We start from the raw sequence: 2,560 nt of genomic DNA on the forward strand, positions 1-2,560 counted from the left end.
CGGCTTTGTCGCCGCGGCCCACGCACCGACCGGCGCCGCGCGGCGACTTGCCGAACGCGCCCGCCTCGTCGACATCGAGAACGAGCTGGAGCAGGCCCGCATCGACGCGCAGATCAAGCGCCAGGCGCTGGAGAACGCCGAGTCCGAGCTACAGATGGCCGCCAGCACCGAAGGTGCCAGCCGCGAAGCCTGGCGGGCCGCGCAGCGCGAGCTCAACGTCGCCCGCGAGCGCCACGCTGGCGCCGAGCGCGAGATCAGCCGCCTCGCCGCACGCAAGGCGACGCTGTCGGAAGCGCACAGCCGTCTCGCCGCCGACCGTGCCGAGGCCGAGGCCGCCTACGAATACGCCGAGGCCGGCATCTCCGAACTGCCGTCGAGCGAGGACACCGAGAACCGGCTCGCCGCCGTCCGCAGCGATATCGAAGCCCATCGCCGCATGGCCGCTCAGGTCCGCGCCGAGGCGCAGGCGCTGGCCCGCGAGGCGGAGCTCGCCGACCGCCGCGTGCAGGCGATCCTGGCCGAACGCACCGAGTGGCAGAACCGCAAGGAGAGCGCGGCCTCCCACATCGATACCATCCAGGCCCGCATCGCCGAACTGACGATCGAGCGCAGCGAGCTCGAAAACGCGCCGGCCGTGTTCGCCGAGAAGCGCAGCGCGCTGATCACCGAGATCGAATACGCCGAGAACGACCGCCGCATGGCCGCCGACGCGCTCGCGACCGCGGAAACCGCAATGGCCGAGACCGACCGCGTCGCGAAGCTGACGTTGGAGGCGCTCTCCAGCGCCCGCGAGGCCACCGCGCGCGCCGAGGAGCGCATGGAAGGCGCGCGGCGCCGACTGGAGGACATCGAGCGCGAGATCCGCGACATGCTGGAGGTCGAGCCGCAGGCCGTCGCCGGCCTTGCCGAGATCGAGCCCGGCGCGGAGCTGCCGCCGCTGCACGACATCGAGGAAGACCTCGAAAAGATGCGCCGCGACCGCGAGCGCCTGGGCGCGGTCAACCTGCGCGCCGAGGAAGAGTTGCGCGAGGTCGAGACCCAGCACACCGGCCTGGTCACCGAGCGCGACGACTTGGTCGAGGCCATCAAGCGGCTGCGCCAGGGCATCCAGAGCCTCAACAAGGAGGCGCGCGAGCGGCTCCTGACCTCGTTCGAGGTCGTCAACAACCATTTCAAGCGCCTGTTCGTCGAGCTGTTCGGCGGCGGCGAGGCCGCGTTGCATCTGATCGAGAGCGACGATCCGCTCGAAGCCGGTCTCGAAATCATCGCCAAGCCGCCGGGCAAGAAGCCGCAGACGCTGTCGCTGCTGTCGGGCGGTGAGCAGGCGCTGACCGCGATGGCGCTGATCTTCGCGGTGTTCCTCACCAACCCCTCGCCGATCTGCGTGCTGGACGAAGTCGACGCACCGCTCGACGACCACAACGTCGAACGGTACTGCAACCTGCTGCACGAGATGACCGGCTCGACCGACACGCGCTTCATCATCATCACGCACAATCCGATCACGATGGCGCGGATGAACCGGCTGTTCGGCGTCACCATGGCCGAGCGCGGCGTCTCGCAGCTGGTGTCGGTGAGCCTCGCAGAGGCCGTGGACATTCTCGACCAGAACGTGGCTTGAGTCTGCAGTCGCGCCACACCCATTGACGTCATCATCCGCCTTGTGCGCAAATTGCGCACTGGAGCGGATGATCCAGTACGCCGCGGCTTCTCGGTTTGACGGCACTGTCTCGGAGTACTGGATGCCCCTTCGCGGGGCATGACTGCGGATGATGATAGCCCCCACCCTCCCCGCTGAACTCAGGGCCGCCCTCGACGCCAAGCTCCAGGGCTTTTCGCGCACTGACGCTGCACAGCGATCGCAGAAAATCTCGACCACCTATCGCGCCGGCGGCGGCTCCGGCACGATTAAGTCGGAGGCCGATGCGCTTGCCTACGCGCTGGCGCGCATGCCGGCGACGTATGCGGCGGTGGCCGCAAGCCTGAATGCGCTGACCGAGATCGCGCCGGACTTTGCTCCGGAAACATTGCTCGACGTCGGCGCAGGTCCGGGCACCGCCAGCTGGGCCGCTGCCGAGGCGTTTCCGTCGCTGCAAGATTTCACCCTACTCGACGCCAACGCCCCCCTTAGCCGACTCGCGCTCGAACTGGCCCGTGATAGCACGCGTCTGGCAGATTGCCGTTATCTGCCCGGTGACGCCGGCGGCAACCTCGCCGAGGTCTCGCAAGCCGATCTCGTCGTTGCCAGCTACATCATCGGCGAGCTCAACGAAGACGACCAGCGCAAGCTTGCGGAGGCCATGTGGGCGAAAGCGCGGCACGCGCTGGTCGTGATCGAGCCCGGCACACCCGCTGGCTACGCCCGCATCCTCGCCCTGCGCCAGCAACTGATCGCGGCAGGCGCTTATGTCGCCGCGCCCTGCCCGCACGAAAAGCCCTGCCCGCTCATAGCGCCCGACTGGTGCCATTTCTCCCAGCGCCTGCCCCGCTCGCAGGCGCATCGCCAGATCAAGGGCGCCGAGGTGCCGTTCGAGGACGAGCGTTTCATCTACGTCGCGCT

Annotated in this window: 2 protein-coding genes; both read left to right on the forward strand. The window is 68.5% G+C overall.

Annotated features, from left to right (window positions below; translation table 11 throughout):
- On the forward strand, positions 1–1,621 hold a 1,621-nt coding region (locus tag CWO91_RS41990; protein WP_433995610.1), incomplete at its 5' end, for a chromosome segregation SMC family protein.
- A 148-nt stretch (positions 1,622–1,769) separates the two neighbouring features.
- A partial coding sequence (locus CWO91_RS41995; RefSeq protein ID WP_130221145.1) for a small ribosomal subunit Rsm22 family protein occupies positions 1,770–2,560 on the forward strand: 791 nt, incomplete at its 3' end.

Origin of the sequence: Bradyrhizobium genosp. SA-3 (assembly GCF_004212635.1) — a bacterium.
Classification (GTDB): domain Bacteria; phylum Pseudomonadota; class Alphaproteobacteria; order Rhizobiales; family Xanthobacteraceae; genus Bradyrhizobium.